Source organism: Pseudomonas sp. TH06 (assembly GCF_016651305.1).
GTDB lineage: Bacteria > Pseudomonadota > Gammaproteobacteria > Pseudomonadales > Pseudomonadaceae > Aquipseudomonas.
Genome location: NZ_JAEKEC010000003.1, coordinates 463,260 through 488,162, shown reverse-complemented (window position 1 = coordinate 488,162; position 24,903 = coordinate 463,260). Strand labels below are relative to the sequence as shown.

Annotated in this window: 25 protein-coding genes and 1 pseudogene; 6 read left to right on the top strand and 20 right to left on the bottom strand. The window is 58.7% G+C overall.

Features of this window, described 5'->3' with window-relative positions; translation table 11 throughout:
• Positions 1–80: 80 nt before the first annotated feature.
• Together JFT86_RS26980 and fnr are read right to left on the bottom strand one after the other, a co-directional pair.
• Positions 81–629 (bottom strand): adenine phosphoribosyltransferase, encoded by a 549-nt coding sequence (locus JFT86_RS26980; RefSeq protein WP_201239131.1) that lies wholly within the window; start codon positions 627–629, stop codon positions 81–83.
• A gap of 78 nt (positions 630–707) precedes the next feature.
• Complete coding sequence (fnr, locus tag JFT86_RS26975) at positions 708–1,442, bottom strand: fumarate/nitrate reduction transcriptional regulator Fnr (RefSeq protein ID WP_103303904.1); 735 nt, start codon at positions 1,440–1,442, stop codon at positions 708–710.
• 154 nt (positions 1,443–1,596) lie between these two features.
• Here fnr and JFT86_RS26970 point away from each other — a divergent pair, with 154 nt between their 5' ends.
• Positions 1,597–2,079, top strand: a complete 483-nt coding sequence (locus tag JFT86_RS26970; protein WP_201239130.1) for a hypothetical protein — start codon at positions 1,597–1,599, stop codon at positions 2,077–2,079.
• Here the strand turns inward: JFT86_RS26970 and hemN are convergent.
• From hemN to ccoG, 6 genes are all read right to left on the bottom strand, one after another.
• The gene (hemN, locus tag JFT86_RS26965) at positions 2,076–3,458 is read right to left on the bottom strand and encodes an oxygen-independent coproporphyrinogen III oxidase (RefSeq protein WP_201239129.1); all 1,383 of its coding nucleotides are present in this window, start codon (positions 3,456–3,458) and stop codon (positions 2,076–2,078) included. The genes JFT86_RS26970 and hemN overlap by 4 nt on opposite strands.
• 275 nt (positions 3,459–3,733) lie before the next feature.
• Positions 3,734–4,417 (bottom strand): sulfite exporter TauE/SafE family protein, encoded by a 684-nt coding sequence (locus tag JFT86_RS26960; protein WP_201239128.1) that lies wholly within the window; start codon positions 4,415–4,417, stop codon positions 3,734–3,736.
• Positions 4,410–4,622, bottom strand: coding sequence for a cbb3-type cytochrome oxidase assembly protein CcoS (ccoS, locus tag JFT86_RS26955; RefSeq protein ID WP_122592544.1), 213 nt, complete (start codon positions 4,620–4,622; stop codon positions 4,410–4,412). The genes JFT86_RS26960 and ccoS overlap by 8 nt, the downstream gene beginning before the upstream one ends.
• Before the next feature lie 22 nt (positions 4,623–4,644).
• Positions 4,645–7,095 (bottom strand): heavy metal translocating P-type ATPase, encoded by a 2,451-nt coding sequence (locus tag JFT86_RS26950; RefSeq protein ID WP_201239127.1) that lies wholly within the window; start codon positions 7,093–7,095, stop codon positions 4,645–4,647.
• Between the two features lie 163 nt (positions 7,096–7,258).
• Positions 7,259–7,798, bottom strand: coding sequence for a FixH family protein (locus tag JFT86_RS26945; protein WP_201239126.1), 540 nt, complete (start codon positions 7,796–7,798; stop codon positions 7,259–7,261).
• A gap of 11 nt (positions 7,799–7,809) precedes the next feature.
• On the bottom strand, positions 7,810–9,225 hold the full coding sequence (ccoG, locus tag JFT86_RS26940; RefSeq protein WP_201239125.1) for a cytochrome c oxidase accessory protein CcoG: 1,416 nt from the start codon (positions 9,223–9,225) through the stop codon (positions 7,810–7,812).
• 422 nt (positions 9,226–9,647) lie between these two features.
• On the opposite strand from ccoG, the gene JFT86_RS26935 reads away from it, so the two are divergent.
• Positions 9,648–10,646: a metallophosphoesterase gene (locus tag JFT86_RS26935; protein WP_242489336.1), complete on the top strand. Its 999-nt coding sequence runs from the start codon at positions 9,648–9,650 to the stop codon at positions 10,644–10,646.
• A 127-nt stretch (positions 10,647–10,773) separates the two neighbouring features.
• On the opposite strand, the gene JFT86_RS26930 is transcribed toward JFT86_RS26935, so the two are convergent.
• Entirely contained in the window at positions 10,774–10,947 is a 174-nt protein-coding gene (locus JFT86_RS26930) for a hypothetical protein (RefSeq protein ID WP_201239124.1), read from the bottom strand.
• Between the two features lie 266 nt (positions 10,948–11,213).
• On the opposite strand from JFT86_RS26930, the gene JFT86_RS26925 reads away from it, so the two are divergent.
• Positions 11,214–11,633 (top strand): hypothetical protein, encoded by a 420-nt coding sequence (locus JFT86_RS26925; protein ID WP_347340327.1) that lies wholly within the window; start codon positions 11,214–11,216, stop codon positions 11,631–11,633.
• Between the two features lie 94 nt (positions 11,634–11,727).
• Here JFT86_RS26925 and JFT86_RS26920 read toward each other — a convergent pair whose 3' ends face one another.
• The 10 genes from JFT86_RS26920 to ccoN (JFT86_RS26875) form a co-directional block, all read right to left on the bottom strand.
• Complete coding sequence (locus JFT86_RS26920) at positions 11,728–12,135, bottom strand: type II toxin-antitoxin system VapC family toxin (protein ID WP_201233945.1); 408 nt, start codon at positions 12,133–12,135, stop codon at positions 11,728–11,730.
• Complete coding sequence (locus JFT86_RS26915; protein ID WP_201234040.1) at positions 12,136–12,390, bottom strand: type II toxin-antitoxin system Phd/YefM family antitoxin; 255 nt, start codon at positions 12,388–12,390, stop codon at positions 12,136–12,138.
• A 172-nt stretch (positions 12,391–12,562) separates the two neighbouring features.
• Positions 12,563–13,546: a cytochrome-c oxidase, cbb3-type subunit III gene (gene ccoP, locus JFT86_RS26910; RefSeq protein ID WP_201239123.1), complete on the bottom strand. Its 984-nt coding sequence runs from the start codon at positions 13,544–13,546 to the stop codon at positions 12,563–12,565.
• Positions 13,543–13,728, bottom strand: coding sequence for a CcoQ/FixQ family Cbb3-type cytochrome c oxidase assembly chaperone (locus JFT86_RS26905; RefSeq protein ID WP_003175465.1), 186 nt, complete (start codon positions 13,726–13,728; stop codon positions 13,543–13,545). The genes ccoP (JFT86_RS26910) and JFT86_RS26905 overlap by 4 nt, the downstream gene beginning before the upstream one ends.
• A gap of 5 nt (positions 13,729–13,733) precedes the next feature.
• Positions 13,734–14,342 carry a cytochrome-c oxidase, cbb3-type subunit II gene (gene ccoO / locus JFT86_RS26900; RefSeq protein WP_007905434.1) on the bottom strand — a complete coding sequence of 203 codons (609 nt, stop codon included), beginning with the start codon at positions 14,340–14,342 and terminating at the stop codon, positions 13,734–13,736.
• A complete protein-coding gene (gene ccoN, locus JFT86_RS26895; protein ID WP_129391558.1) occupies positions 14,342–15,784 on the bottom strand; it encodes a cytochrome-c oxidase, cbb3-type subunit I in 1,443 nt (480 codons plus the stop codon). The genes ccoO (JFT86_RS26900) and ccoN (JFT86_RS26895) overlap by 1 nt, the downstream gene beginning before the upstream one ends.
• Positions 15,785–16,268: 484 nt before the next feature.
• A complete protein-coding gene (ccoP, locus tag JFT86_RS26890) occupies positions 16,269–17,219 on the bottom strand; it encodes a cytochrome-c oxidase, cbb3-type subunit III (RefSeq protein ID WP_201239122.1) in 951 nt (316 codons plus the stop codon).
• Complete coding sequence (locus tag JFT86_RS26885) at positions 17,216–17,413, bottom strand: cbb3-type cytochrome c oxidase subunit 3 (RefSeq protein WP_201239121.1); 198 nt, start codon at positions 17,411–17,413, stop codon at positions 17,216–17,218. Before JFT86_RS26885 ends, ccoP (JFT86_RS26890) begins: the two co-directional genes overlap by 4 nt.
• A gap of 3 nt (positions 17,414–17,416) precedes the next feature.
• Positions 17,417–18,025: a cytochrome-c oxidase, cbb3-type subunit II gene (gene ccoO / locus JFT86_RS26880; RefSeq protein ID WP_003223389.1), complete on the bottom strand. Its 609-nt coding sequence runs from the start codon at positions 18,023–18,025 to the stop codon at positions 17,417–17,419.
• Positions 18,026–18,035: 10 nt separating this feature from the next.
• Positions 18,036–19,460, bottom strand: a complete 1,425-nt coding sequence (gene ccoN, locus JFT86_RS26875; RefSeq protein ID WP_007960356.1) for a cytochrome-c oxidase, cbb3-type subunit I — start codon at positions 19,458–19,460, stop codon at positions 18,036–18,038.
• A 97-nt stretch (positions 19,461–19,557) separates the two neighbouring features.
• On the opposite strand from ccoN (JFT86_RS26875), the gene JFT86_RS26870 reads away from it, so the two are divergent.
• From JFT86_RS26870 to JFT86_RS26860, 3 genes and pseudogenes are all read left to right on the top strand, one after another.
• On the top strand, positions 19,558–20,235 hold the full coding sequence (locus JFT86_RS26870) for an alpha/beta family hydrolase (RefSeq protein WP_201239120.1): 678 nt from the start codon (positions 19,558–19,560) through the stop codon (positions 20,233–20,235).
• Between the two features lie 938 nt (positions 20,236–21,173).
• Positions 21,174–21,536, top strand: a complete 363-nt coding sequence (locus JFT86_RS26865; protein WP_201239119.1) for a hypothetical protein — start codon at positions 21,174–21,176, stop codon at positions 21,534–21,536.
• Positions 21,537–22,598: 1,062 nt separating this feature from the next.
• A pseudogene (locus tag JFT86_RS26860) lies at positions 22,599–22,962 on the top strand (hypothetical protein).
• Positions 22,963–23,238: 276 nt separating this feature from the next.
• On the opposite strand, the gene JFT86_RS26855 reads toward JFT86_RS26860, so the two are convergent.
• Positions 23,239–24,804 carry a PAS domain-containing methyl-accepting chemotaxis protein gene (locus JFT86_RS26855; RefSeq protein WP_201239118.1) on the bottom strand — a complete coding sequence of 522 codons (1,566 nt, stop codon included), beginning with the start codon at positions 24,802–24,804 and terminating at the stop codon, positions 23,239–23,241.
• Positions 24,805–24,903: the final 99 nt, after the last annotated feature.

Below are 24,903 nucleotides of genomic sequence, written 5' to 3'. Positions count from 1 at the left end.
AGCAGGCTCACTCCTACAGGGGAACGCATTCCAAATTGTAGGAGTGAGCCTGCTCGCGATGGCGGCCAGAAGGGCGACGCTTATTGTTCCGCGAGAGAAAACTGCGTCAGGCAGAAGGTAGGGATGCCCATATCTTCCAGACGCTGCGAGCCACCGAGTTCCGGCAAATCGATAATCGCCGCCGCCTCATGCACTCGCGCGCCCATGCGGCGAATCAGGTTGGCCGCTGCAATCAGCGTCCCGCCAGTGGCGATCAAATCATCAAACATCACCACCGAATCACCTTCGCACAGGCTGTCGGCGTGCACTTCCAGGAAGGCTTCGCCGTACTCGGTCGCGTAACCTTCGGCCAATACGTCCGCCGGCAGTTTGCCTTGCTTGCGGAACAGCACCAGCGGCTTGTTCAACTGATAAGCCAGCACCGAACCGATCAGGAAACCACGGGCATCCATCGCGCCGATGTGGGTGAAGTCGGCTTCCACATAGCGGTGGGCGAAACTGTCCATCACCAGGCGCAGGGCCGTCGGCGACTGGAATAGCGGGGTGATGTCGCGAAAGATCACGCCCGGTTTCGGGAAGTCGATCACGGGGCGGATCAGGGATTTGATGTCGAAGGAGTCGAAGACCATCGTCGAGTTGTCCTGGCAGGGCTGCAAACGGCGCAGTATACCCGCGGCTGAAACGATGCGCTCGGCCGCGGGTCGAGATCAGCCGTCGAGCGAGCCGCCGGCCAGGGCGCAGAGCTGGATCGGGTCGAGGATGTGGATCTCTTTGCCCTCGGCGGCGATCAGTTCGTTTTGTTGGAAACGGGTGAACACCCGCGACACGGTTTCCACCGCCAGGCCCAGGTAGTTGCCGATTTCATTGCGCGACATGCTCAGGCGGAACTGATTGGCCGAGAAGCCGCGAGCACGGAAGCGCGCCGACAGGTTGACGAGGAATGTCGCGATGCGCTCATCGGCGGTTTTCTTCGACAACAACAGCATCATTTGCTGGTCGTCGCGAATTTCCCGGCTCATCACGCGCATCAACTGGCGGCGCAGTTGCGGCAGTTGCAGGGCCAGTTCGTCGAGGCGTTCGAAAGGGATTTCGCAAACCGAGGTGGTTTCCAGTGCCTGGGCGGACACCGGGTGTTTCTCGGTGTCCATGCCAGACAGGCCGACCAGTTCGCTCGGCAGGTGGAAACCGGTGAGTTGTTCTTCGCCAGTGTCGCTCAGGCTGAAGGTCTTCAGGGCGCCGGAGCGTACTGCATAAACGGAATCGAACGTGTCGCCCTGACGGAACAGGAATTCACCCTTTTTCAACGGGCGGCCGCGTTTAACGATTTCGTCCAGCGCATCCATGTCTTCCAGATTCAGAGAAAGTGGCAGGCAGAGAGGGGCCAGGCTGCAATCCTTGCAATGGGCCTGGTTGTGAGCGCGCAGTTTAACTGGCTCGGACATTTCTTTAATCCTTGTGGGAAAACACACATAAGCCGTAAGGGTAACTCACGGGAGGACATTCAGGCCAGTCTGTGGCGAGTTTGACCCGCGGGCGTAAAGCCGCAGGGCAAGCCGCCGATAAACAGGTATCAGAACGCATACAAGGAACGACTCGATGGCCGCCATTGGCACGCTGGGCCCCGGTAGCAACGACGTTGCGGCATTGCCGGAGACGTTTAAAGCGGCTTCAGGCAATACACGCGAAGACGGCTCGACCGAGGAGGCAACCCCGACCTTGGTCGAAGGCGTCAAAGTGTCGCTGTCCGGAGCTTCCATCGAGAAATCGGCGAGTGCGGGCGGCGATAATCGCGACATCGAAGAAAGCGGTTTGCCCGAGAACATCCAGCAATTGCTGAAGATGATCCGCAAGCTGCAAAAAGAGATTGCCGAGAAAAAGGCGCAGATCGAAAAGATCATGGCCGACAAGCGCCTTTCCAACGAAGAAAAAATCATCAAGGTTGCCAGCCTGCGTGGCGCCATCGCTGCGTTGAACACTGGTTTGATCACCGCCAATCTGGCTTTGTCGAAAGTGGTGGGCCAATCGGGTCTGACGTCCGAGCAAAACATGCAAGTCGGTTCACTGCTGATGAAAAACTAAATCACCCGCGAGAAACGCTGGCGGTTCTGCTGTTCGAGGTAAGCGTCGAACACCATGCACACCGAACGCACCAGCAGGCGTCCCGCCGGCAATACTTCGATCCTCTCGCTGTCCAGCGTGATCAGGCCGTCCTTGGCCATGCCTTGCAGTTGCGGCCACAGCGCGCCGAAGTAACCCTGGAAATCAACGTTGAACGCTTGCTCGATGTCGGCGAATTCGAGGCTGAAATTGCAGATCAACTGCTGGATCACCTCGCGACGCAGCCGATCATCGGCATTGCACACCAGGCCACGACTGGTCGCCAGTTGCGCGGCGGCGAGGGTGTTCTGGTATTCGTTGAGATCGCTGCTGTTCTGACAATACAGGTCGCCGATCTGGCTGATCGCCGACACCCCCAGACCAATCAGATCGCAATGGCCGTGAGTGGTGTAGCCCTGGAAGTTGCGTTGCAGGGTTTGTTCTTCCTGGGCAATCGCCAGCTCATCGTCGGGCAGGGCAAAGTGGTCCATGCCGATGTAGCGGTAACCGGCGGCGGTCAGTTGCTCGATGGTGCGCTGGAGCATTTCCAGTTTCTGCGTCGGACTTGGCAGTTCGTTGCCGTTGATCCGTCGCTGCGGCATGAAGCGTTCCGGCAGGTGCGCGTAGTTGAACACCGAGAGCCGATCCGGTTGCAGGCTGATGACTTCCTCGACGGTGCGGGCAAAGTTGTCCGGAGTCTGCTTGGGTAGGCCGTAAATCAGGTCGATGTTGATCGAGCGAAATTGCAGAGTGCGCGCCGCGTCGATCACGGCGCGGGTCTCTTCCAGGCTCTGCAGGCGATTGACCGCCCGTTGCACCGCCGGATCAAGGTCTTGCAGACCGATGCTGACCCGGTTGAAACCGAGTTCGCGCAGCAGGCCCATGGTCGACCAGTCGGCCTCGCGAGGGTCGATCTCAATGCCGTAATCGCCGGAATCGTCATCCAGCAGATTGAAATGCTTGCGCAGGTGCGCCATCAGTTGCCGCAGTTCATCGTGGCTGAGGAAGGTCGGCGTGCCGCCGCCAAAGTGCAGCTGTTCGACTTTTTGCGTCGGATCGAGGTGGCAGGCGATCAGCTGGATTTCCTGCTCCAGCCGTTGCAAGTACGGCAATGCGCGACCGCGATCCTTGGTGATGACTTTGTTGCAGGCGCAGTAGTAGCAAATGTTCGCGCAGAACGGCACATGCACGTACAGCGACAACGGCCGCAGAGCCTTGCGGCTATCGCGCAGGGCATGGAACAGGTCGAAAGTGCCGACCTGACTGTTGAATTGCACGGCCGTCGGATACGAGGTGTAGCGCGGCCCCGCCAGGTCGTAGCGGCGGATCAGATCAGTGTCCCAACGAATGGCGTCGAGCATGCGGGCATTCCCCCGGATAGGCTGGCAGTGTGGCGAGTCTATCGGGGTGCGGCGATGGGGCTGTTGATTTGCATCAACGGTGGTTGAAGGGTTTGCCTGGATTTTGTGGTGAGGGGATTCAGCGAAACGTCGCACCGCCCCGATGGGGCGCGAAGCGGTCCCCTACATTCTTCCAGTCATACCTTGCTGACAGGTCTTACGACTGCTTCGCAGCCGGTCGGGGATAAATCCCCTCACCACAGTAGATATCACTGGCTCAATTTCTTGGGTTCATGTCAGTGACCCATCAACCAATGCTGATGCGGGCCGGGCAGGGTCCAGATGCCGAACAGGATCACCAGCAATCCACCGGCCATGCGCACGCTGCGTTTGCGCAGCAGCGCGGTCACTCGCTCGGCGGCCAGGCCGGTGGCGAGCAACACCGGCCAAGTGCCGAGGCCGAACGCGAGCATCAACAGCGCACTGTCCAGCGCGTTGCCCTGGCTGGCCGACCACAGCAGCGTGCTGTAAACCAGTCCACACGGCAGCCAGCCCCACAGTGCGCCAAGCAATAGCGCGCGGGGCAGACTCGACACCGGCAGCAAGCGATTGGCCACCGGTTGGATGTAGCGCCACACACCGCGCCCGAGGCTTTCGATGCGGGTCAGGCCGCTCCACCAACCGGCGAGGTACAAGCCCATGGCAATCAGCAGCAGCCCGGCCAGCACGCGCATGAACAGCGCGGCGGGACTGTTGGCCACCGCCCAGCCAGCCAGGCCGATGAGCAAACCTGCGGTGGCGTAACTGAGGATCCGCCCAAGGTTGTACGCCAGCAGCAAACGAAAGCGCCGGCTGCGTTGTTCCTTGGGAATCGCCAATGTCAGCGCGCCCATCAAACCGCCGCACATCCCCAGGCAATGGCCGCCACCGAGCAGGCCGAGGATCAGCGCCGAGACCAGCAGTGGCGCCAGTTCAAGCATGGGGAGGCGCCTTGTCGTCCGGTTTGTTCGCGTTGGCTTCGTCGACGGCCGCGGTGTGGTTCGGGTCCTGGTCGTCGAACAGGATGCTGTGGGCCGGGCCGTCGAGGTCGTCGTACTGGCCGCTGTCCACCGCCCAGAAGAAGATGTACACGGCGATGGCCACGATCAGCAACGCGGCCGGGATCATCACGTAGAGAGCTGGCATCTGTACTCCATGCCTGCACGGCTCAGGCCGGCAGCGGGCGGGTTTCTGACGAGGTGCGGGTGGCTGGCGTGCTCGGCAGGCGAGTCAGGCGCAGGGCATTGAGCACCACGGTCAACGAACTGATCGACATGCCGACGGCGGCCCACACCGGGGTGATCCAGCCGAGGGCGGCGAACGGCAACATGAGGCCATTGTACAGCGCGGCCCACAGCAGATTCTCGATGATTACCCGGCGGGTGCGCCGCGCCAGCGTGAACGCCTGCACCAATGCGTCGAGGCGGTTGGACAGCAGCACGGCATCGGCACTGGTTTTCGCCAGATCGGTGGCCGAACCCATCGCCACGCTGATGTCGGCGGCAGCCAGCACCGGCACATCGTTGACGCCGTCGCCGAGCATCAGCACTTTGCGACCTTCCTTGTGCAACTGTTGCAGCACTTGCAGCTTGTCGTCCGGCCGCAGACCACCACGGGCTTCGTCGATACCCAGTTCGGCGGCGACACTGGCGACCATTGGCGAACTGTCGCCGGACAGCAGCAAGGTGCGCCAGCCACGGGCCCTGCACGCAGCGAGCAGGGCGGGCGCATCGTCGCGCAAGCGGTCATCGAGAACAAACCACGCCAGCGGCCCGGCGCTGTCACCGAGCAGCAACCATTGGCCCGGCTCGTCCGGCATCGTCGGCAAAGGCGAGTCGCTGAGGGCGCAGACAAATTCCGCCTGACCGATGCGCAAACGCTGCTCACCGACCAGACCTTCAAGACCCAGTCCCGGCGTGCTGTGGACTTCTTCCGCTGCCAGCGGCGCACGGCCGAAAGCCCGGGCGATCGGGTGCTCCGAACGGTTTTCCAGTGCGGCGGCGAGGCTCAGGCATTGCTCGCTGTTCAGCGTCCCCAGCGGACGGATCGAGCGCAACACCAACCGGCCCTCGGTGAGCGTGCCGGTCTTGTCGAAGATCACCGTATCAATCTGATTCAGACCCTCCAGCACATGGCCGCGAGTCAACAACAGACCGAGTTTGTGCAGGGTGCCGGTGGCGGCCGTCAGCGCGGTCGGCGTTGCCAGCGACAATGCACACGGGCAAGTCGCGACGAGCATGGCGAGGACAATCCAGAACGCCCGCGACGAATCCAGCTCCCACCACAACAGGCCGATGGCGGCTGCGGCGATCAGTGACAACAGCAGAAACCATTGCGCGGCGCGATCGGCGATTTCCGCCAGGCGCGGTTTTTCCGCCTGGGCGCGATCGAGCAAACGGACGATGGCCGACAATCGCGTGTCTTGCCCCAGTGCCTGCACTTCAACGGTCAGCGCGCCTTCGACGTTGAGTGTACCCGCCGTCACCGCTTCACCCGGCATGCGCGGTTGCGGCAGATATTCACCGGTCAGAAGCGATTCGTCGATGCTCGACTGGCCGTCGAGGATCTTGCCGTCCGCCGGCAGGATCGAACCCGGTTGCACCAGAATGTGGTCGCCCAGGCGCAGTTCGCTGAGCAGGATGCGTTCGCTCTGGCCGGCTGCATCCAGACGCAGGCACGAGGCCGGCAACAGGTTGACCAGCTGTGCGGTGGCAGCGGCGGTGCGCTCGCGGGCGCGGCGTTCCAGGTAGCGTCCGGCGAGCAAAAACAGCGCGAACATGCCGACTGCATCGAAATACAACTCGCCGACGCCGGTAATCGACGTCCAGATCCCGGCGATGTACGCGCTGCCGATCGCCAGCGATACCGAGACGTCCATGGTCAGGTGCCGCGTGCGTAAATCGCGCATCGCCCCTTTGAAGAACGGTGCGCAACTGTAGAACACGATCGGCGTGGTCAGAAACAACGCGACCCAACGCAGGATCGTGTGCAGCTCGGGGCTGAGGTCGATGTTGAATTCCGGCCAGGTCGCCATCGTCGCCATCATCGCCTGGAACCACAGCAGCCCGGCCACCCCGAGCTGGCGCAGGGCGAGGCGGTTTTCGCTGGCCAGTTGTTCGCTGGCGCGGTCGGCTTGATAGGGGTGCGCGGCGTAACCGATGTGACGCAGTTCGGCGAGTACCTGGCTCAACGGCAATTGCCCATCGGCCCAGCGCACGTGCAGACGATGGTTGGACAGGTTCAATCGCGCCTCGGCCACCGCAGGCAGCGTGCGCAGATGTTTCTCGATCAGCCAGCCGCAGGCCGCGCAACTGATGCCTTCCATCAGCAGCGTGGTTTCGGCGAGGTCGCCTTCATGGCGGACGAAAGGTTTTTGCACATCGGCGCGGTCGTACAGCGCCAGCTCATCCACCAGTTGCACCGGCAGCGCTTCGGGGTTGGCCGACGCTTCGCTGCGATGCTGGTAATAGCTTTCCAGCCCACCGGCAACGATGGCCTCGGCCACGGCCTGGCAGCCGGGGCAGCAGAACTCGCGGGACTCCCCGAGGACGACAGCGGTAAAGCGGCTGCCGGACGGAACGGGTAGGGCGCAGTGGTAGCAGGGGAGTGGGGTGGTCATTTCTGTTGCCATGAAAATCTATTGTGGCGAGGGAGCTTGCTCCCGCTCGGCTGCGAAGCAGTCGCAAAGCAGCAGACTCACTATGTCTGAATGAACCGTAAAGCCGGTTTTGGGGGCGCTTCGCACCCCAGCGGGAGCAAGCTCCCTCGCCACAATGGCAAGGTTACTTCTTCAAGTCTTCGGCGCCTTGCAGCGGTTCATCACCGAGCAGCAGATCCTTGTCATGGCTGACCAGTTCTTCTTCGAACATGCGCCAGACGTGGTCATCCTGAGACCCCAGCAGCTCGACAAACCGGCGGCCTTCGATCTTGTCGCTCAGTTGGCCGATGTAGCGACCGGCTTCAGTTTCGCTGCGGGTCAGAACAATTTTGCGATCCTTTTCCGGCTGAGTCGGCGAGATCAGGTTCAATTCCAGGGTCTTCGGCTGGCTGTCACCGCTCAAACGCAGGTCAACTTCGCCCGTCACGTCATCCAGATGCACCGCTGCCCGCATTTTCAGGTTCTGCGCGAGCAACTCGCGATCCAGCGAGCGATTGATGCCTTTGCCGGCCTCGTAGTAATTGTCATTGACCAGGTTGTCCGGGTTGTTCACCGCGATGGTCACCATGGACAGGGTCAACGTCACCGAGCAGGCCAGAATCCCGATGATGATCCACGGCCAGAGGTGCTTGTACCAGGGACTTGCGGCGTTTGCGGCGGGCATGTTCAGTTCTCTCAACGGATTTGTGGGCCGATGAATCGGCTCTTGGCTTCAACGTGGACGCTGTCGTCATCGGCATCCTTGAGGATGAATTTCACCTCGTTGGTGCTCGATGGCAGTTGTTCCGGTGCGCTCGACAGTTCGACCGGCATGCTGAAAATTTCTCCGGCCGCCACTTTGATCTCGCGTTTGCCTTGCAGGCGCAGATCCGGCAGGCCGGCGGCTTCCAGCACATAGGTGTGATCGCGCTGGTCCTTGTTCATGATCTTCAGGCTGTAGACGTTTTCGATCCGGCCTTCGGCGTTCTCGCGGTACAGCACGCGGTCCTTGCTGACGTCGAAACCGACCAGCGAGCGCATGAAGAACGCGGTCACCAGCAGACTGATCATCGCCAAAAGCACCACCGCGTAGCCGATCAGGCGTGGCCGCAGTTTATGGGTTTTCTGCCCGGAGAGGTTGTGCTCGGTGGTGTAGCTGATCAGGCCGCGCGGGTAGTCCATCTTGTCCATGATGCTGTCGCAGGCGTCGATACACGCCGCGCAGCCAATGCACTCGATCTGCAGGCCGTCGCGGATGTCGATGCCGGTCGGGCAGACCTGAACGCACATGGTGCAATCGATGCAATCGCCCAGGCCCATGGCCTTGTAGTCGACGCCTTTCTTGCGCGGGCCACGGCTTTCGCCGCGACGCGGGTCGTAGGAAACGATCAGCGTGTCCTTGTCGAACATCACGCTCTGGAAGCGCGCATACGGGCACATGTAAATGCACACCTGCTCGCGCAACCAACCGGCGTTGCCGTAGGTGGCGAGGGTGAAGAAACCGACCCAGAAGTACGACCAGCCATCGGCTTGGCCGGTGAAGAATTCGAACACCAGTTCGCGGATCGGCGAGAAGTAGCCGACGAAGGTCATGCCGGTGACGAAACCGATCAGCAGCCACAGCGCGTGTTTGGCGAATTTACGCGCAAACTTGTTGGCACTCATCGGCGCCTTGTCGAGCTTGATGCGTTGGTTGCGGTCGCCTTCGGTGACCTTCTCGCACCACATGAAAATCCATGTCCACACGCTTTGCGGGCAGGTGTAGCCGCACCACACACGGCCGGCATACACGGTGATGAAGAACAGCCCGAACGCAGCAATGATCAACAGACCCGACAGCAGAATGAAATCCTGCGGCCAGAAGGTCGCGCCGAAAATGAAGAACTTGCGCTCTGGCAGGTTCCACCACACGGCTTGATGGCCGCCCCAGTTCAACCAGACCGTACCGAAATACAGCAGGAACAGCGCGGCACCGCCCATCATCCGCAAATTGCGGAACAGGCCGGTGAAGGCGCGGGTGTAGATTTTTTCTCGAGAGGCGTAGAGATCAACGCTGTTGTTCGCGTTTTTGCTGGGTGGCGTGACGTCGTGTACCGGAATCTGGTTGCTCATCATTGCATCCCACGGCAGTGGAAAAATGCCTCGGTCGATACGTGCCGGCCGGGGTCAGAAAGGGCGTTGCAGTGGCGCAATGATACGCCTGTCACGCCGACGAACGGGTGCGACCTTTGGTCGCGTTGGGAAAAAAATGCCAATGGTGTAGCGAACGTAACAAAGTCTGACGCAGATCAATTGACTTGTTGAGTATGGCTGAGTTTTTTGCGGCTGCAGGCGAATCCGTAAACAGCGTCCTTCAGCAATTTCTTAGTGATACAGGTTTGAACTTTAATGGTTTTTTGTTTGGGGGCGGAAAGGTAGTAAGTGCAGTTAATTAATTTGCAATGGATTTGCAGTTTTGTTCTTTTCGATTTTCCATTAACTTCCGATTGCGATTACGTTATCGCTATTTCTCAATTGAAAATAAAAGGAATTATATGAAGGCTCTATTTAATAAAAGCCGAATTGTCTGTGCGTTTGTATGCGTATTTGGTTTTATTTCGCCCATGGTGCTGGCTGAACAAAATCCCCACTACATGGTATTTGCATCCGACCCTCAATACCCCTGGACGGACAAGACGGACAGTGGTGAAGCTGAGACTCAGCCGGAAAAGGAGGCCCGTTCCCGACAGCTCATCGAAAGCCAGTTTTCGGATATTGCGAGTTTCAGGAAGAACTTCAGTACGTCCCCTGAACATATTCCGGTCATGATCAATGGCGACATTACGGCCTACGGTCATGGCTGGCAGCGCAGTTGGTTGCGGCCGGTAATGGGTAAGTACTTTGGCGAGAATGTGCTTTACGGTCTCGGCAATCATGATTATGAAAACAACAGCTGTTTCTCTGAAAACTGTGCTGCCGGTAGTATTACCGACTTCGAAGAACATCATCGAGGCAAGGTCGATAGTCTGGACCTGAATATCAGTGGGCCTGTCTTCAATAGGCTTTATTCCGGAAGTCTGGCTTATTCCAAAGATGTTGGGGATGTGCATCTTGTACAGTTGCACAACGAACCGACGTACTCAGTACGTATTGCAAGCGCCTGGAACCCTACGACCTTTGAAATCAAGGATTCGCTGGATTGGCTGGAAAAGGATTTGAAGGCTGCGCGTGATCGTGGGCAAATCATCATTGTCAACATGCACAAGCCCGGTCAATGGCAGGGAACGACGCAACAGATCGAGCGTTTCAATAAGTTGATTAACACTTACAACGTCACGGCGGTATTCGCCGGGCACTTTCATCAATCGGTAGGACGCAGTCTTTACGCTTACCGCTATTTCGGCAGCGTACCAGTGTTTCTAAGTGGTGCCGCTTCCCAGCAAACCTACCTGATCGCCGGTTTTTCCAGCGACAGGAAAAGCCTGACTATCAGCCAGGTCAACGGCAACAACTGGCCAAGTCGTGTGGTGTTGGACACGATTCCCGTGAAATAGGCAGGGTAGGCTTGAATAAAAAGACCCCGCCAATTCTCATTGGCGGGGCAATTGACTATAGACGATGCATGAGACTCGCTCTGACGAGCGAGCCTCGGGATTGCCTGGTAGTCGAGTCAGTAAGGCGTCAGTCCAGCCTTCCGCCGCCCAGGCTGTCGAGTCCGCTACCTGTTTTTTTCTTCACGACTTCGACGGTGATGGAGTCATCAGGTGCAGGTGCAGGTGTAGCGGGGTCGACAGCTGGGTTGGTGTAGGTGAAGTCTTCGTGGGACTGCACGCAATCGTGATCGGATTCTCGCATGGCATTCTTCCTTGAAAAACAGCGGGCTGTAGGGGGGCGGTCTGACGAGTGCTCGCCAGATGGAAAGAGAAAATACCGGTCGACAACGTGTGAGTCCATCGAGCATTTACCGCAAATCATGAGCACTCGTAAGCGTGATCATTAATGAGGGGCGAAATGGTTTTTGGTTGCTGTGGGGAAGTATGTTTTGAAGTTCGGGAAGCCTCGCTTACTCCAAGACCCTCGGCGATGTGCATCTGGTGCAGCTCAATAACGAGCCTACCTACATGACGAATATCTCCAGCGTCTGGAACCCCACCACATTCAACATCACCTGCGCACTGGACTGGCTGGAGACCGACCTCCGACTGGCGAGGGCTGCGGGGTACGCCATCATCAATATGCACAAGCCGCTGGAGATGAAGGGCGACGCGAGCCAGCAGAAGCGCTTTATCGAAATGATCAGGAAATATCAGGTCACTGCGGTATTTGCCGGCCACTTGCACAGGGACGGCGGAAATTCCTACTGGTTGGGGAATGTACCGATGTACCTGAGTGGTGCCACTTCTCAACAGACTTACCTGATCACCAGTTTTACCGAGGATCGCAAGCAGTTGCAGGTCTATCTGGTGACAGACAATCAATGGCAGAAACGGGAGTTGATCGACACCATTCCGGTGAAATCCATCTGGGCCAATCGGCCATGAAAAACGGCCCCGTCGGATGGCTGGCGGGGTCTTTTCAAATCGGCAGTTTGTAACGTAGGTATCACCGGTCCTTCGCCGTCAAAGGGCGAATTCATCAATCCCATGGATTGATGAGTGCCACGCCACTGCTTTGAAAATCGCCGGTATTGCGGGTCACCACCGTAAAACCATGAACCAATGCTGTCGCTGCGATCAGCGCATCGCTTTCGCTGGCGCGATCGGGAACATGCAGGCTGGCACAGCGAACGGCGACAGCTGCGTCAATAGGCAGGATTCTAGTGTCGAAGGCGGGGACTACGTGCCGTTTTAACCAATGGCGCAGTACCTTTCCCTGGTCGGAATCGCGACGCTCTATGCGCAGCACCCCTGTCTCCAGCTCCATCAAGGTAATCACAGACATAAACAGGCGTGACGCAGAAATACTCTTGGCCCAGGCGACGACATTCGCGTCAGCCTGCGGTTTGCGCAGTTCGGAAATCACATTCGTATCGAGTAAATACATTCAGGACAGATCCACAGGGCGGTGAGTGATCACGGCACGCTCGGTTTCGAATTCAATGTCTGCCGATTCAGGCATGACTAACAAATCGACGATGCTCGCGTTCGTACCCGTCAGTTTCTGGTACTCCTCAATGCTTAGCAGTACATGAGCAGGCTTGCCACGGTCGGTGATGATAACCGGCCCCTGACGCGAGGCTTTTTTGGCACTGCTTGTGTCTTGATTGAATTCGCGGCTTGAAATGGTGGTGATGGCCATCATGACGATCTCCCCTGAGTAAGGTTTGTAGAAACGTTACTACCGTGTTCGATGTGCGGCAACCTCTAAGCGCTTCAGAAAATAACCACTGGTCGTTCGATAAAGGAAGTAGAAGCAAAACGGCCCCGCCAATTCTCATTGGCGGGGCCGTTTTTTGTTTCAGGCGTCGGCCTTACTCGGCGTTCGCTTCCGGTGCTTTTTCACCGTGAGACAGGCTGTAAACGTAAGCCGCCAGCAGGTGCACCTTGTCGTTGCCTTGCAGTTGTTCCTGCGCCGGCATCTGGCCCTGACGGCCGTAACGGATGGTCTGCTGCAGTTGCGCGAAGCTCGAACCGTAGATGAACGCGCCAGGGTGGGTCAGGTCAGGCGCGCCCATGGCCGGAGTGCCTTTGCCCGCCGGACCGTGGCAAGCCACGCAGTTGGCGGCGAACAGCTTGCCACCGTTGGCCGGGTCAGCCTTGGTGTCTTCCGGCAGCTTGCGGCCATCGAGGTTGGTCACGACAAATGCCGCTACGTCGGCCACGCCTTGCTCACCAATGACTTCAGCCCAGGCCGGCATCACGGCGTGACGACCGCCCATGATGGTGGTCTTGATGGTTTCCGGCTCACCGCCCCAGCGCCAGTCGGCGTCGGTCAGGTTAGGGAAGCCATAAGCGCCCTTGGCGTCGGAACCGTGGCAGACCGAGCAGTTGGAGGCGAACAGACGTCCCCCCATCTTCAGGGCTTGCGGGTCCTTGGCGACTTCTTCGATTGGCATGGCCGCGAACTTGGCGAAGATCGGACCGAACTTGGCGTCCGAACGAGCCATTTCCTTTTCCCACTCGTGGACGCCGGTCCAGCCGGTCTGGCCGTTGGCGAACGCGGTCTGCTTGTCGTTATCGAGGTAGTTATAACCCGGCAGCAGGCCTTTCCAGTTACCAAGGCCCGGGTACAGCACCAGGTAACCCAAGGCGAAAACGATGGTGCCGACGAACAGCATGAACCACCATTTCGGCAGTGGATTGTCGTACTCCTCGATCCCGTCGAAGGAGTGCCCGACTGTCTCGTCCGTCTGTTCGCTGCGCTGGCCCTTGCGGGTCGACAGCAGCAGCCAGGTCAGGGAAAAGATCGTACCGAGACTGAGGACTGTGACGTACAGACTCCAGAATGTAGTCATTCTTTGTTACTCCTAGAAGCTTGCTCGACGTGCTTGATGGCTTCGGGATCATCCGCAAAAGGCAACAAGGTCGCGTCTTCAAACTCCGACTTGCGCTTGGGGCTGAACACCCACAACGCCAGACCGATGAAGGCCACCATCACAACAACGGTGCCCAGGCCACGAATCATCCCGATATCCATCTAATTCACCGTTTGCTTTTGATGATGGTGCCCAGGCCTTGCAGGTAGGCCACCAGCGCGTCCATTTCGGTTTTGCCCTTCACGGCATCCTTTGCACCGGCGATGTCTTCGTCGGTGTAAGGGACGCCGAGCGTGCGCAAGACCTCCATTTTTTTAGCGGTGTCCTTACCGTCGAGCTTGTTCTCCACGAGGAACGGGTAAGCCGGCATTTTCGACTCAGGCACAACGTTGCGCGGGTTGTACAAGTGCGCACGCTGCCAGTCATCGGAGTAACGACCGCCGACACGGGCCAGGTCCGGACCGGTACGCTTGGAACCCCACAGGAACGGGTGATCCCAGACGCTTTCACCGGCAACCGAGTAGTGGCCATAGCGTTCGGTTTCAGCACGGAACGGGCGGATCATCTGCGAGTGGCAGCCGACACAGCCGTTGGCGATGTAAACGTCGCGGCCTTCCAGTTCAAGTGCAGTGCGCGGCTTCATGCCTTCGACCGGCTTGTTGGTGACATCCTGGAAAAACAGCGGAACGATTTGGGTCAGGCCGCCAACGCTGACGGCGATGACCATGAAGAAGGCCAGCAGGCCAATGTTCTTCTCGACAGCTTCATGCTTCATCAGTGAGCTCCAACGACAGCGATCTGGGCAGCGGCTTCGGCTTCAGCCGGGTTCGAGGCGCGCACGGTGCGCCAGACGTTGTAAGCCATCAGGAACATGCCGCTGGCGAAGAATGCACCGCCCAGCGCACGGACGATGTAGCCCGGGTGGCTGGCTTGCAACGCTTCAACGAACGAGTAGGTGAGGGTGCCGTCGTCGTTGATTGCACGCCACATCAGGCCCTGAGTGATGCCGTTGACCCACATCGAGGCGATGTACAGCACGGTGCCGATGGTCGCGAGCCAGAAGTGCGCGTTGATCAGGCCGACACTGTGCATCTGCGCACGGCCGAACAGTTTCGGGATCATGTGGTAGATCGCACCGATCGAGATCATCGCTACCCAGCCGAGAGCGCCGGCGTGTACGTGGCCGATGGTCCAGTCGGTGTAGTGCGAAAGCGAGTTGACGGTCTTGATCGCCATCATCGGGCCTTCGAAGGTCGACATGCCGTAGAACGCCAGCGAGACCACAAGGAAGCGCAGGATCGGGTCGGTGCGCAGCTTATGCCAGGCGCCCGACAGGGTCATCATGCCGTTGATCATGCCGCCCCAGCTTGGCGCCAGCAGGATGATCGACATGGCCATGCCCAGCGATTGCGCCCAATCCGGCAGCGCGGTGTAGTGCAGGTGGTGCGGGCCGGCCCAGATGTACAGGGTGATCAGTGCCCAGAAGTGCACGATCGACAGGCGATAGGAGTAGATCGGACGTTCGGCCTGTTTCGGCACGAAGTAGTACATCATCCCGAGGAAACCGGTGGTGAGGAAGAAGCCCACGGCGTTGTGGCCGTACCACCATTGAATCATCGCATCGGTCGCGCCCGCATAGGCGGAGTAGGACTTGAAGAAGCTTACCGGCAAGGAGGCGTGGTTGACGATGTGCAACATCGCGGTCACGACGATGAATGCGCCGTAGAACCAGTTACCGACATAGATGTGCTTGGTCTTGCGCTTGGTGATGGTGCCGAAGAACACCAGACCGTAGGTGACCCAGACAATGGCCAGCAGAATGGCGAGCGGCCATTCCAGTTCCGCGTATTCCTTGGTGGTGGTGTAACCCAGCGGCAAGGTAATGATCGCGCCGACGATGACCGCTTGCCAGCCCCAGAAGGTGAAGGCCGCGAGGCTGTCGGAAATCAGTCGCGTCTGGCAGGTTCGCTGCACGACATAGTAGGAAGTGGCAAACAGTGCACATCCACCGAAAGCGAAAATCACCAGGTTTGTGTGCAACGGGCGCAGGCGTCCAAAGCTCGTCCACGGCAGACCGAAGTTCAATTCCGGCCAGACCAGTTGCGAGGCGATGAAGACACCGAGCCCCATGCCAAGGATCCCCCAGACCACCGTCATGATGGCGAACTGGCGGACTACCTTATAGTTATAAGCAGTCGGACTGATTGCTGTGCTCATTCTAAGGTTCCACGGTTTGGGTGTTTTATTAGGATTAAAATCGGCCGCAAGTATGCAGAGAGCAGGGGGTCATTGCAACGCGCCATGACCTGGGTCAATGCTTTCCAACGCTGATTCTGCGGCCTTTCCATGCGCCGCGTAAGGTCAAAATTGGCCTCGGACAAAATGTCGCAGCGGACGAAAAAAGCGAGGGGTTCAGGTCAGTTGTAACGAGGTATGTTCGAACGGCCAGTTCGGCTGATGAATGGCAATCGGCGCGACAGCCGGTATCTACCGGCCTTTGCGGCGAGTCTGTCAGCCAATTCATCGAACACATCGCTCGGGGTCGACCTGGAACCGGCACGGGCCAGTCCGCATCGAGCAAGCGTAGACCCGAATCAGAGGAACCGAAAGGAGAGGGTGTGACGGGGTGCGACAATGCGTCGCAAAGGGGCGGGATGCTGCCGCACCGAGAATGGTGCGGCAGAAGTGTACGCAATACTTGCTATTTGTTGTCTTCAGTTACAAGTTTTTCTGTATTCAATCCGTGCGACAAGCTGTACACATAAGCGGCGAGCAATTGCACTTTATCGTTGCCCAACAGCTCATTCTGCGCCGGCATGTGGCCCTGACGGCCATGGCGGATGGTCTGCTCAAGTTGGGTCAGGCTGGTGCCGTAAATAAATCCGGCCGGGTGCGTCAGATTCGGCGCACCCATGGCTTCAGTGCCGTGGCCGGTTGCCCCATGACAGGCTACGCAAGTGGTGCTGAACGCTTGCTGTCCGGCTTGCAGGTCAGCCTTGCTGTCCGCTGGCAGTGGCAGGCCGGCCAGTTCGTGACGCACGTAAGCGGCAACGTTCTTCACCCCGGCTTCGCCGAGCACTTCGCCCCAGGCCGGCATCGCCGCCATCCGTCCACCCATGATGGTGGTCTTGATGGTGTCGGCGTCGCCGCCCCAGCGCCAGTCGCTGTCAGCCAGGTTAGGGAAGCCGAATGCGCCTTTGGCGTCGGAGCCGTGGCACACCGAGCAGTTGGAGGCGAACAAACGGCCACCCATTTTCAGCGCCTGTGGATCCTTCGCCACTTCTTCCAGCGGCATGGCAGCGAATTTGGCGAAGATCGGCCCGAACCTGGCGTCAGCCTTGCTCATTTCCTTTTCCCACTCGTGGACGCCGGTCCAGCCGTCCTCGTAGCCGGGCAGGATACCTTTCCAGTTACCGAGGCCCGGATAGAGGATCAGATAGCCCACGGAAAACACCAGCGTGCCGGCGAACAGCATGAACCACCACTGCGGCAGCGGGTTGTCGTACTCCTCGATGCCGTCGAAGCTGTGGCCCATGGTCTGGTCGACGCTGCCCTTGGTCTCGCCCCGACGGGTGCCGACCAGCAGCCAGGTCAGGCCGATCAGGCTGCCGATGGTCAGTACGCAGATCCACGTACTCCAGAAGGTGGTCATGGCCGGGTACTCCTCGGTTCATTTGCTTGGGTAGTGTCGGTTTGTGGCTCGTCGGCGAACGGCAGCAGGCGTGCTTCGGCGAATTCCGGGGTGCGCTTGCGGTTGAACACCCACAAGGTCAGGCCGACGAAGGCGACGAACACCACGACCGTGCCGAGGCCGCGAATCAGGCCTGCACTCATTTCAATGACCATGGCTCACCTCTTGCTCTTGATTGCAGTGCCGAGCACTTGCAGGTAGGAGACGAGGGCGTCCATTTCAGTCTTGCCCTTGAGGCTGGCGACCGCGCCGCTGATGTCGTCGTCGGTGTATGGCACGCCGAGGGTGCGCATGGTCTTGAGCTTGGTTTCGGTGTGGCTGCTGTCGACCGCTTGCGTGACCAGCCATGGGTAGGCCGGCATTTTCGACTCAGGCACGACGTTGCGCGGGTTGTACAAGTGCGCGCGGTGCCAGTCATCCGAGTAGCGCGCGCCGACCCGGGCCAAGTCTGGACCGGTACGCTTGGAGCCCCACAGGAACGGGTGATCCCAGACGCTTTCGCCGGCCACCGAGTAGTGCCCGTAACGTTCGGTTTCGGCGCGAAACGGGCGGATCATCTGCGAGTGGCAACCGACGCAGCCTTCGCGGATATAGATGTCGCGGCCTTCCAGTTGCAGCGCGGTGTAGGGCTTCATGCCTTCCACCGGTTTGTTGGTGACGTCCTGGAAGAACAGCGGGACGATCTGGGTCAGGCCGCCGATGCTCACGGCAAACACCATGAGCAACATCAACAGGCCGACGTTCTTTTCAATCGTTTCGTGTTTCATGGCGGACTCCTCAGGCCATCTGCGCGGCAGCAACGACGTCAGCAGGCTGCGAGGCCCGCACGGTGCGCCAGGTGTTGTAAGCCATCAGGAACATGCCGCTGAGGAAGATCGCCCCACCAATCAGCCGCACGACGAAGCCTGGGTGGCTGGCCACCAGGGTTTCGACGAAGGAGTAGGTCAGCGTGCCGTCCTCGTTCACTGCGCGCCACATCAGGCCCTGGGCGATGCCGTTGACCCACATCGAGGCGATGTAGAGCACGGTGCCGATGGTCGCGAGCCAGAAATGCGCGTTGATCAGGCCGATGCTGTGCATCTGCTCTTTGCCGAAGATTTTCGGGATCATGTGATACAGCGCGCCGATGGAAATCATCGCCACCCAGCCGAGAGCGCCGGCGTGAACGTGGCCGATGGTCCAGTCGGTGTAGTGGGAGAGGGCGTTGACCGTCTTGATCGCCATCATCGGACCTTCGAAGGTCGACATGCCGTAGAACGCCAGCGAGACCACGAGGAAGCGCAGGATCGGGTCGCTGCGCAACTTATGCCAGGCGCCCGACAGGGTCATCATGCCGTTGATCATGCCGCCCCAGCTCGGCGCCAGCAGTACCAGCGACATCACCATGCCCAGCGACTGCGCCCAGTCCGGCAGCGCGGTGTAGTGCAAGTGGTGCGGGCCGGCCCAGATGTACAGAGTAATCAGTGCCCAGAAGTGCACGATCGACAGGCGATACGAATACACCGGACGCTCGGCCTGTTTCGGCACGAAGTAGTACATCATCCCGAGGAAACCGGCGGTGAGGAAAAAGCCTACGGCGTTGTGGCCGTACCACCATTGCACCATCGCGTCAGTTGCACCGGCGTACACCGAGTAGGACTTGGTGAAACTCACCGGCAACTCAAGGTTGTTGACGATGTGCAAAATCGCCACGGTGATGATGAACGCGCCGAAGAACCAGTTTCCCACATAAATGTGCTTGGTCTTGCGCTGCATGATCGTGCCGAAGAACACGATCGCGTAGGCGACCCAGACGATGGTGATCAGGATATCGATCGGCCATTCAAGTTCGGCGTATTCCTTGGAACTGGTGTAACCCAGCGGCAGGCTGATTGCTGCCAATAGAATGACAAGCTGCCAGCCCCAGAAGCAGAACGCGGCGATTTTCGGCGCAAACAGTTGCGTCTGGCAGGTGCGCTGTACCGAGTAGAAGGAACTGGCGAACAGGGCGCAGCCGCCGAACGCGAAGATCACGGCGTTGGTGTGCAGCGGGCGCAGGCGGCCGAAACTGGTCCACGGCAAATTGAAGTTGAGTTCGGGCCAGACCAATTGGGCGGCGAGAAAAACCCCGAGCCCCATGCCGACGATGCCCCACACCACCGTCATAATGGCGAATTGGCGGACCACCTTGTAGTTGTAGGCGGTACTGATAGAAGTGTTCATGGTTCCCCATCCACGGTTCAGCCGAAGTGAGCTCGCGGGCAAAAAACGCCGCGAATCCTTCGTCTGGAGTTATAGGCAGACTAAAAGCGAGGCAAGCATGGACAAACAGCACAAGGCCAGTATTGACGGGGATCAATGGGCGCAGTGCGTGCGTGATCATGGGTGGCTCTGGAACGCCGCCAGTGGTGAGGCTGCGGCGACGTTGATTCTCGCGCATGGGGCGGGGGCGCCGATGGATAGCGACTGGATGAACGATATGGCTGGGCGCCTTGCCGGGCTTGGGGTGAACGTGTTGCGGTTTGAGTTTGCGTATATGGCGCAGCGGCGCATCGATGGCAGCAAACGGCCGCCGAACCTGGCTCCTAAACTGTTGGAGTGCTGGCGTGAGGTGTTTGTCGAAGTGCGACGTCATGTCACTGGGGTTTTGGCCATCGGCGGGAAGTCCATGGGCGGGCGGATGGCCAGTTTGCTTGCTGATGAGTTGGGGGCTGATGCGCTGGTGTGTCTGGGATATCCGTTTTATGCGGTGGGTAAACCGGAGAAGCCTCGGGTTGAGCATTTGGCTTCTTTGCAGACTCGGACGTTGATTGTGCAGGGCGAGCGGGATGCGCTGGGCAATCGTGAAGCTGTCGAGGCTTACACTTTGTCACCGAGTATTGAGGTGGCGTGGCTAGCGGCCGGAGATCATGATTTGAAGCCGTTGAAGGTTTCCGGGTTTACCCATGAACAGCATTTGGCTAGCGCTGCGCAGAAAGTAGCTTCGTTTCTTCGGTAATGTTTGGGTGAATATCCGTTGCTGCGGTAACGGCCACTTAGGGTTTCGCCCTGACGGCGACTCACTTTTTTTACAAACGCCGAAAAAAAGTAAGCAAAAAAACGCTTGCTCCAACGTACGGCCCGCTCGCTGGGGCTCGGGGTTCCTTCACTCCGGGATCCATCCGGGCGCATCGCCTACGGTTTGCTGCGCTGCACCTCCTCTCGATGCATTTGGCTTCGCCAAACGGTCGCTGCGCTCCCACCCCCGGATGAATTCCTCCACTCAGCCTTCCGATGTCGCCCGTGAGTCAAGATCAAGAGCTGCAGCCGAGCTAACGCTCATCCTTTGAGTGGGGCGGCATGCGCCGCGTGCGGGGTGTACTTGGCGCCTCTGTAGGAATTGCCGAAGGCTGCGATCTTTTGATCTGGCTTTTGCTTACCTGTGGGAGCTGGCTTGCCAGCGATGGCGGCCTGCCAGCTGACCAATCTCTAACTGAATGCACTCAATCCAACTGTAGGAGCGAGCCTGCTCGCGAAAGCTGTCTTCCAGACAACATCCAAAGAGCAGGGGATCAACCTGCGCCATTAATGCGTAAACGTAATTCCGTGATCACGTTTAAATCACACAACCCGTTACGCCATGGGGCTTACAACACCTTGCGCCGTTGCCTACGCGTACTCCAGAATCCGCCGGCTTACAAGGCTATGGAGCTGGCTATATCGTTTCCCTGTCACTGAAAAATAGTGATCGGGTTTGGTAGCCCGTCTGTAATAGCCGTGTGACAACACCCTGTGCTGTCTCTTTGTGAAGGCTCAGTTCAATGGTGGTCATGCGTGGGGCTCACTCGTGAGCGCCGGGTTCCTATTGCAGCCGGTCTACCAACCCGCGTATGGCCACCACCCACTCGTTTGGTAGCGAGAGTGATGGCTCCTTAAACTGCAATAGGAGTTTCATCCATGTTCAAAATCACGCCAAACCTACCGCATATCGATCCAATCCCCCACGACCCAGCGCTCAGCCCGCAAAAGGTAAAAGAAGCGACAGATCGCGCCCTCGACTACTACCTCAGACCCGAAGACCTGGCGGCTCCGCCACCTTCGCCAAAATTTCGCCCTGTCTATCTCGTCGACCCCACGCTGGATGACGAAACCCTGCTCGTCGAGGCCTGTGAATCGCTGTCGTACGCCCATGCCATGGCCGGCAATATCGCCAACTCAATAGGCGGCCCGGAGCGCAAACCGCTGCTGGCGCTGCAACAGGTGATCATGATGAACGAGCTGTTGGTCAATCGATTGCTGGATAACTTCCGTTTGCCTTAAGAACGGCGCTGGCGGTCAGCCCTCTTCGCGAGCAGGCTCACTCCTACAGGGGATTTGTTGTCGGGCACGTAATCGGTGATCACCGCAGACCCAATGTAGGAGCGAGCCTGCTCGCGAAAGCGGTCTCTCACGCAGCATCAATTTCAGACAGGCAACAAAAAGCCCGGACGCTTTCGCTATCCGGGCTTTCAAGATCAAAAGATCGCAGCCTGCGGCAACTCCTACAGTGATTGGTAGGAGCTGCCGAAGGCTGCGATCTTTTTGATTTACTTGGTAATGGGTAGCCTGCCAGTGATCACAAATTTATCGAACACTTTCTGTCCAACACGCGCGGCTTGTTGAACATCAAGGTGTGTCAGTTCATCACAAAGTTTCTGTTTTTCGGGTTTTCGGGTGGGGTGTGTATTCATGCTGACCGGTCCGCGTGATTGAGTAGCGACAGGCAAACGATAGAACCTGGCCTCAATGAGCACCAGTCGGCGCATTCTGGCGCAGTTGTAGGCAGTGTCTGCATTGTTTGAGCGAGATCGTAGCCGGTAGAGAAGGCCTCTTCGCGAGCAGGCTCACTCCTACAGGAGATCTTGGTCGGGCACTTAATCCGTGATCACCACAGAACCAATGTAGGAGTGAGCCTGCTCGCGATGACGGCCTGCCAGACAACATCAATAGAGCAGGGGATCACCTGCGCCATCGATGCGTAAACGTAATTCCGTGATCACGTTTAAATCACACAAAGCATTACGCCATGAGGCCTACAACACCTTGCGCCGTTACCTACGCGTACGCCAGAATCCGCCGGCTTACAAGGCTATGGAGCTGGCTATATCGTTTCCCTGTCACTGAAAAACAGTGATCGGGTTTGGTAGCCCGTCTGTAATAGCTGTGTGGCAACACCTTATAGAGTCTCGTTCTTGAGGCTCGGCGTTATGGTGGTCATGCGTGGGGCTCACTCGTGAGCGCCGGGTTCCTATTGCAGCCGGTCTACCAACCAGCGTATGGCCACCACCCACTCGTTTGGTAGCGAGAGTGATGGCTCCTTAAACTGCGATAGGAGTTTCATCCATGTTCAAAATCACGCCAAACCCACCGCATATCGATCCAATCCCCCCACGACCCAGCGCTCAGCCCGCAAAAGGTAAAAGAAGCGACAGATCGCGCCCTCGACTACTACCTCAGACCCGAAGATCTGACGGCTCCGCCACCTTCGCCCAAATTTCGCCCTGTCTATCTCGTCGACCCCACGCTGGATGACGAAACCCTGCTCGTCGAGGCCTGTGAATCGCTGTCGTACGCCCATGCCATGGCCGGCAATATCGCCAACTCGATAGGCGGCCCGGAGCGCAAACCGCTGCTGGCGCTGCAACAGGTGATCATGATGAACGAGCTGTTGGTCAATCGATTGCTGGATAACTTCCGTTTGCCTTAAGAATGGCGTTGGCGGTCAGGCCTCTTCGCGAGCAGGCTCACTCCTACAGGGGATTTGTTGTCGGGCACGTAATCGGTGATCACCGCAGACCCAATGTAGGAGCGAGCCTGCTCGCGAAAGCGGTCTGTCACGCAGCATCAATTTCAGACCGGCAACAAAAAGCCCGGACGCTTTCGCTATCCGGGCTTTCAAGATCAAAAGATCGCAGCCTGCGGCAGCTTCTACATTGGAATGCATTTTCCTGTAGGAGATGTCGAAGCCTGCGATCTTTTGCTTTTAGCGGTTAAACCGCTCCACCAACGAATACTGCGTGTTGGCAGTCTTCGTCAGCTCTTCACTCAGCAACGCCGAGTTATGCGCCTGTTCCGACGTCTGATCCGCCAGTTCCGAAATATTGCTGATGTTGCGGCTGATCTCTTCAGCCACCGCACTTTGCTCTTCGGTCGCGGCAGCGATCTGGGTGGTCATGTCGGTGATGTTGGCCACCGCTTCACTGATCCCCACCAGCGCCTGATCCGCTTCCAGTACCCGCGCCACGCCTTCTTCCGCCTGGCGATGCCCGGCTTCCATGGTTTGTACGGCGCTGGATGCAGTCTGTTGCAATTTGGCGATCAGGGCATGGATCTGCCCGGTCGATTCGCTGGTGCGTTGTGCCAGTTGACGCACTTCGTCAGCCACCACGGCAAAGCCACGACCCATTTCACCAGCACGCGCTGCTTCAATCGCAGCGTTCAGTGCCAGCAGGTTGGTCTGATCGGCAATGCCTTTGATCACATCAACCACGCCGCCGATTTCATCGCTGTCCTTGGCCAGTTGGGTCACGGTCAGGCCGGTTTCCCCGACGACCACGGACAGGCGCTGAATGGCTTCGCGGGTTTCCCCGGCGATGTCGCGGCCGCGACCGGTCAGGCGATTGGCTTCCTGAGTCGCGTCAGCGGTGCGCTGTACGTGGCTCGCCACTTCCTGAGTGGTTGCGGCCATCTGGTTGACGGCGGTGGCGACCTGTTCGGTTTCCACGCGTTGACGTTCCAGGCCGATGGAGCTGTTGTGCGCCAGCGAGTCGGACTGTTTGGCCTGATCGGTCAGGTGTTCGGCGGTGTCCTGCAGACGGGTCAGGCAGGTTTTCAGGCGCGCTTCCTGGCTGAGGATCGACATTTCCAGACGCGCCTGGGCGCCACGGCTGTCGGTGTACATCTGCGCGATCAACGGGTCGGAAGTGGTCTGCTCGGCCAGACGCAGCAGGCGCTTGAGCCCGCGTTGTTGCCATTGCAGGCCCATCAGGCCCAGTGGCACCGACAGACCGGCGGCGAGGGCGAAGCCCCAATGCGAGTTCAACGTCGCGCCGATCACGAAGCTCAACTGGCTGACCAGAATGAACGGCAGCCAGTCCTGTAGCACCGGCAGCCATTTATCACTGGAAGGGATCGCGGGCTTGCCCTGGTTGATGCGTTGGTAGAGCGCTTCGGCACGGCGGATCTGTTCGGCGGTGGGTTTGATCCGCACCGACTCGTAACCGACCACCTGATTGCCGTCGAACACCGGCGTTACATAGGCGTTAACCCAGTAATGATCACCGGTCTTGCAGCGATTCTTGACAATGCCCATCCATGGCAAGCCTTGTTTCAGTGTGCCCCACATGTGCGAAAACACCGCAGCCGGGACGTCGGGGTGACGAACCAGGTTGTGCGGCGCACGGATCAACTCCTCACGCGAAAACCCGCTGATCTCGACGAAAGCGTCGTTGCAGTAGGTGATCACGCCCTTGGCGTCGGTTGTGGAAATCAACCGCTGCTGAGCCGGGAAAGTCCGTTCGCGCTGTGTGATGGGCTGGTTATTACGCATGGTTTTTCAATCCGCAAGGCTTTGAAAGGTTGTCGGCGGTGTCAGGAAATTATTGAAGTTTTTTTTCAGTTATATGTACGGCGTCGCAAAACGGGCCTT